Origin of the sequence: Brachyspira pilosicoli (assembly GCF_019402445.1) — a bacterium.
GTDB lineage: Bacteria > Spirochaetota > Brachyspiria > Brachyspirales > Brachyspiraceae > Brachyspira > Brachyspira pilosicoli_B.
This window is the reverse complement of the sequence record NZ_SRZM01000305.1, coordinates 1-6,562: the sequence shown is the minus strand read 5'-3', so window position 1 is coordinate 6,562 and position 6,562 is coordinate 1. Positions and strand designations below refer to the sequence as shown.

The following is a 6,562-nucleotide window of genomic DNA, read 5'->3' as shown; positions in this document are numbered from 1 at the left end:
GCATAATATGATTTAATATCAGTATATCTTGAAGGAAGTCTAAATAATTCTTTTATGCTAAGTATATTAACAACTTCATCTCTTACTTTAATAACTTCTGTGCCTTCTAATTCATGTATTTCTGTAGGTTCTATTTTTATAGTTTCCAATATACTATTAATAGGAACTGCATAATATTCTTTTTCTGCATCTACTATCAAAGCCTGAATAATAGCAACAGTTAAAGGTATTCTTAAAGAGAAAGTAGAACCCTTACCATATTCTGTATCAATACCTACAGTACCATTAATCTTCTCTAAGCTTTTTTTAACAACATCCATACCTACCCCTCTTCCAGAAACATTTGTAATTTTGGAAGCAGTAGAAAAACCAGGAGCAAATATATATTCTAGCATTTGCTGTTCTGTTAATTTAGCATCAGCAGATACAAGTCCTTTTTTAACAGCACTTTCAAATATCTTATGAGGCTGCATTCCTTTACCATCATCTGATATTTTTATAATAATGAGGTTACCTTCATGAGAAGCTTGCAAAATTACACTACCCACTCTAGGTTTTCCTGCATTTACCCTATCTTCAGGCATCTCTATACCATGGTCTACAGCATTTCTTATAATATGCACCAATGGATCAACTAAAGTCTCTATTACAGATTTGTCAAGCTCCGTATCTTCTCCATACATTTCTAACTTAATTTCTTTACCTAAATCTCTAGATAAATCACGTATTAAACGAGGAAATCTATTAAATGTTTGTGCTATAGGAACCATTCTTATTTTCATTACAGTTTCTTGCAATTCATTTGTTACCCTTGTAAGAAGCTGATAAGAACTTCTATATCTATCTAAAGTATATTTGAAATCATCTTCTATTTTTGATATTTCATTTAATTTACTATTAAAACTATTAATATAATTAGTTCTTAAATCTTTAATTTCTTTTTTTTGTGCATAATCTTCAAACTTTCTAAGAAGTTGTACTATAGTATCTCTATAATATTTTTTTATATCATTTATTGAAGTGGAAATTAATTTACCATATGAAGACAAATCATCATCATACTGAACATAAGAACTTTTATTTGTAACAAGCTCTCCAACCTGATTCATCATAGCATCTATTCTATCACTTTCCACTCTCAAATAAGAACTTTGTCTATCAACTTTTTTATCTTTATTAACATTTTTTCCATCTTTTACTGCTGAAGAAACTTCTTTTGATTTTTTACTAGCTGCTATTTTCTCATAATCCTCTAATATAAACTCTTCTATTTTTATTTCCTCTGTTGTTTCTGGAAAAGTTATATCGTTAATTATATCATCATCTTCTTCTGGAGTAGCTAGTAAATATATTACATCTTGATAGAACTCATCTCCCTCCAAATTTTGTAATGGTGGTACACTTGTAACAATATCTCCTTTATCTTTAAGAGCAACGAATACCTGAACCCCTCCAACAGTTCTCATTGGGCTTTCAGCATTAAATTTAACATGTACCAATTTTATTTTTAAGCCATCATCTTTATGTTCTCTTATAGCACTTATAATACTATTATCTAAATTCAAATTATCATATATGTTTGGAACTTTCTCATCGATTGATTTATTATCTGCTAGTTTACTAGTATCTAACTCCTCTGTACTACTTTGTGTTTCTGAGCCTAATTTTGAGTTTTTAAAATCATCTAATTTTTTTATTTCACCTTCTATATTTATAGAGCATACTGATTCATTACTAGCACAGTTAATAAGCTCTTTTAAAATATCTATTCCTTTTAATAGAATATCTATAGTAGCATCATCAACATTAATTTTGTTATCTCTTATTAAATCGAGTAAATCTTCAAATCTATGGGCATATTTTTGTGTATCGAAAAGCTCCACTGCACCAGCACTTCCCTTCAAAGTATGCACTGCCCTAAATATTTCTTGCACAGCATCAACATTATCTCTATCTTTATCAAGAATAAGAATATTCTCTTCTAATCTATCCAACATTTCAAAAGCTTCTTCAAAGAAATCTTTAAGCAAACTTTTTATATAATCATCCATTTAAAATCCTCATATTCTAAAAAAATATTATTACCCATTATTTATTATCGGATAATATTAATTATATCTATAAATTTTACTTGACAATATTGATCTTTATTATATGATAAAATAAATTAAAAGTCTATATTATAAGAGAGGCTCAATTATGAAGTTATGTATAATAGGTACAGGTTATGTTGGATTAATAACAGGTGCTTGTTTAGCTGAAATGGGAAATTATGTTACATGTGTAGATAATGATAAAGAAAAATTAAAAAAATTAAAAAATGGAATTACTCCTTTATATGAACCTGGTTTGGAAGAGCTTATAGTATCAAATGTATCTGAGGGCAGATTAGAGTTTACAGATGATTTAGATTATGCTGTAAAAAAATCGATTGCTTGTTTTATAGCAGTAGGTACTCCTTCTGGAGATGATGGAAGTTGCGATTTAAGTTTTGTACTCTCTGTAGCTAATGATATAGGCAAAGCTATGAATGGATATAAAGTAATTGTTGATAAATCTACTGTACCTGTAGGAACTCATAAATTAGTAGAGGATGCTATTAAAAAGCATTATAATGGAGAATTTGATGTAGTTTCTAATCCTGAGTTTTTAAAACAAGGTGCTGCTGTTGATGATTTTCTAAAACCTGACAGAGTTGTTATTGGCTCTAATTCTGAAAAAGCAATAGATATAATGAGAGATATTTATAATCCATTTACAAGGACTGGTAACCCTATTATTATTATGGATGTTCGTTCTGCTGAGATGACTAAATATGCTGCTAATGCTTTTCTTGCTACAAAGATTTCTTTTGCTAATGAGATTGCTAATATATGTGAAAAAGTGGGGGCTAATGCTGATTTGGTGAGAATTGGTATGTCTAGCGATAAAAGAATAGGAAATCAATTTTTATTTCATGGACTTGGATATGGAGGAAGCTGTTTCCCTAAAGATGTGCAGGCTTTAATAAAAACTGCTTCAGACTATGGAATTAATTCTGATTTACTTAAGGCTACTCATCAAGTAAACATTAATCAAAGAAAAATTTTCGTTGAAAAAATATTAAAATATTATAACAATGAGATAAACGGAAAAACTTTTGCTTTATGGGGATTAGCATTCAAACCTAGAACTAATGATATGAGAGAGGCTCCTGCTATCACAATCATTAATATGCTTCTTGAAAGAGGTGCTAAAATAAGAGCTTATGACCCTAAAGCTTTTGATAGTGCTAAGGCTATATTTGGAGATAAGATATATTATGCTGAAAACTCTTATGATGCTTTAGAGAATGCTGATGCTTTAGTACTTGTTACAGAGTGGAATGAGTTTAGAAGACCTAGTTTTGATAAAATAAAAGAATTATTAAAAGAACCCGTAATATTTGACGGAAGAAATCAATACGATAAACAAAGAATGACTGAAAGAGGAATAAAATATATATCTTTAGGAAATGCTTAAAGAATAATGATATATTTTACTTCAGATACTCATTTTTTTGGCAGTATGCATGCTAAGAGAAAGCTATTATTTAGTGAATATGCTGACATGCATAAAACTATATTTTATAATTGGAACTCTATTGTAAATAATAATGATGACATATATATAATTGGCGATTTCTCTAATGAAAAAGGATATTTAAAAACAACAGAGCTTCTAAAAAACTTAAATGGAAACAAGTATTTAATAAAAGGGAGTAATGATAATTTTTTAGAAAATAAAAAATTTGATTGCTCTCTTTTTAATTTTGTGAAAGATTATCATGTACTTAATTTTGAAAATACAAAAATAATATTATTCCACTACCCTATACTAGAATGGGAAGGCTATCATCAAAACTCAATTTTAATTCATGGGCATTGGCATAAAGATAAAAAATATAATATCAGAGCATTTAATGTAGCTTCAGATATTCATAACTTTACACCAGTATCCATAAAACAAATATTGAATAATATTAATTAAATGTTATTATATAATTATGAATATATATAAACAATTACTTTTAAATAGACTTCATAAAAACATACAAGATAAAAATAAAATAGAAAATGAAACCATAAGACTTCTCACTTATGATGTAACAATAGAGCCAAAAATTGTAGAGCTTGAAGAGAAAAGCAGTGTGTTGTGTTCTGTTTATTTTTATATAAAAGCTCCAATATTAGAAGAGAATTTTTATGAGTATTGTTCTGTTATAGCTAATGATAAATATAAGGCTATAGAGTTAGTTGCTGATGATTTTGTTTACTGTGCTTTTAATGGAATGATTGATTTTTTGAATGGTGTTTCTCATCATGAAATAGATACTTATATACTTGGAAATAAAAAAAGATTTAGTGTATGTGAAAGCCCTATAATAGGTCTTGGAAGCAGTATTGAAAAAGAAAAATTTTATAATGAATATGTAAAAAATGATGACAGTAATAATTATTCTTCTTTTTTATGGTATGCTATAAGCAGAGAGATTCCTTTTATGCTTGCAAATACTAGAGTAAATATTATTAAAGTGTATGGTGCTAAAATGCCTGATGGTGAAATTGTTACAGAATGCTATATAAATAATAATCATAGCGAAAGTATTGAAAATGCTATAATTGAATATATTGATAAATGGGACAACAAAGAAGAGTTTTTTTCTATAAAGCAATTCTTTTTTATTCTTCAATATGATTATAGTTATAAAAAATATCCATACACTAGAGAAGAAATTGAATATTTTGTAATAGAATATGTATTGGAATTTGAAAAGAGTCATCAAAATTATGAAATGTTTATAAACAACATTAAAAACATAATAACAGATAAAAATATAAGAGAAGAAATTATTAACTTTGTGCCAGAAATATGCACAGAAAATGCTTTTAAAGATATTAGGTTTGATGAGAGAGTAAAAGTTAATATAGGCTCCAGTACTTACACAATATTAAAAAGCCAATTTACAAGCTACAAATATATAGAAGATGCTCTAATAGACGGATTTTCTAATAAAATTTTTAAAGAAGAAACATTTAATAATTTAATACATATAAGTAATTCCTACAACATTATATACGAAGCTATGCAAAACAATATTAAAACTAAAGACATAATAGTTTCAACAACATTTAATTTTACAGAAGATTATCAGTATATTTAAAATATATTATTCATATTATCTTTTATAGATGCATTTACAGAGTTAATAGAATCAAAACAATTTTGAAGCCTATAAAATATATAAGAATCTGTTTTTATTGGCTCTTTTAAATCTTTGCTGTTAAAATCATCAATTTCATTTTTAAATAGTTTTGCTATATTCTCTAAAATAAATGATATATTTTCAATAAACATAAGCATATTATTTTTATCTTCTTTCCTGTTGTATTTCTTTAACAAATATATTAACTGCTCAGCTTCTACTATAAACTTTCTATTTGCCTCTATAAGTGAATCTGTAATAGGAGTGCCTTTATATTTAGTTTGATTTTTTTCATGTATTATAATATTGTTTTTTATCATATAAGCTTTTAATAATATTTCATACAAATAGCTTGAAGTACCTTCACTATTAATAACTCTTTTCATTTGATTAATTATCATAGTATCTATTTCTATAAGCTCGCTAATTTTATCAACCATACCCTTATGGCTTTCAGTCTTCATTATAAAATTGTCAAATAGCCACACTATAAACAAAGCTATCATAATAAATCCTACTCTCGATGAAGTAGAAAGTAATTTCGTCATATATGGAAAAGAAGATATTAATGCCGACATTGTGCCGTATATTTTTTTAAATAAAGTATTAATAGAAGCTAAAGACAACACAAAGCATAACCCTATAAAAGGTATAATCATATAATAAGGCATATACCTAAATACCGCACCAAATATTAAAACTCCTATAATATTTCCTATAAGATTAATTTTTAAATTAGCCTTAACATCTTCATAAAAAGGATACATCATTATATAAGAAAGTATAGGAAGCCAATATCCACGTATAGCTATTTTCTCAGGCAAAAAATATCTAATTGTAAAACTTATACACATTATAATGCCCATCTTTAAGGCAAATCTAAAATGGCATTTATTAATATTAAACTCTTTTTTTATTATTCTCAATTTTAAATAAAACTCTTTTTCTATCTCTAAATCATCAGCCCTATTTTCAAACATATTATGTAGTATATTATCAAGCTTTCTTAATACATAAAGCCACTCATAATTTTTATTATCATCGCTAAGACTGTAATTATCATTAAAAGTTTTTATTTGTTTTGTTATAGAATTAAACTCTTCTTCTTTTTTAGTAATATCATTTTTTAAAAACTCTCTAATATTCTCTAAAAGCTTATATAAATTAGAAAAATAATCAAAATCACTATCTATTAAATTATTAATGTTTTTATACTCTTTTTCTATTAACTGATTAATCTCTTCCAAAAATAATACAAACTCAAAATCATTAATATTCTTATTGCTCATAATGGAGTTTCTTTTTAATGAATCTGTATATATAGAAAATGTATATAGC

5 protein-coding genes are annotated in these 6,562 nt (G+C 26.6%); 3 read left to right on the top strand and 2 right to left on the bottom strand.

The window, feature by feature from the left end:
* On the bottom strand, nucleotides 1-2,051 hold a 2,051-nt coding region (locus E6A48_RS09510; RefSeq protein ID WP_219709978.1), incomplete at its 3' end, for a chemotaxis protein CheA.
* Nucleotides 2,052-2,199: 148 nt separating this feature from the next.
* Between E6A48_RS09510 and E6A48_RS09505 the strand changes: the two genes are divergently transcribed.
* From E6A48_RS09505 to E6A48_RS09495, 3 genes are read left to right on the top strand one after another with little or no spacing between them, the layout of a single operon-like run.
* Complete coding sequence (locus E6A48_RS09505; protein ID WP_219709977.1) at nucleotides 2,200-3,501, top strand: UDP-glucose dehydrogenase family protein; 1,302 nt, start codon at nucleotides 2,200-2,202, stop codon at nucleotides 3,499-3,501.
* 6 nt (nucleotides 3,502-3,507) lie between these two features.
* Nucleotides 3,508-4,008: a metallophosphoesterase family protein gene (locus tag E6A48_RS09500; RefSeq protein ID WP_219709976.1), complete on the top strand. Its 501-nt coding sequence runs from the start codon at nucleotides 3,508-3,510 to the stop codon at nucleotides 4,006-4,008.
* A 16-nt stretch (nucleotides 4,009-4,024) separates the two neighbouring features.
* The gene (locus tag E6A48_RS09495; RefSeq protein ID WP_219709975.1) at nucleotides 4,025-5,182 is read left to right on the top strand and encodes a DUF6348 family protein; all 1,158 of its coding nucleotides are present in this window, start codon (nucleotides 4,025-4,027) and stop codon (nucleotides 5,180-5,182) included.
* Here the strand turns inward: E6A48_RS09495 and E6A48_RS09490 are convergent.
* Nucleotides 5,179-6,562: FUSC family protein (locus E6A48_RS09490; protein ID WP_219709974.1), on the bottom strand; the 1,384-nt coding region annotated here is incomplete at its 5' end. The genes E6A48_RS09495 and E6A48_RS09490 overlap by 4 nt on opposite strands.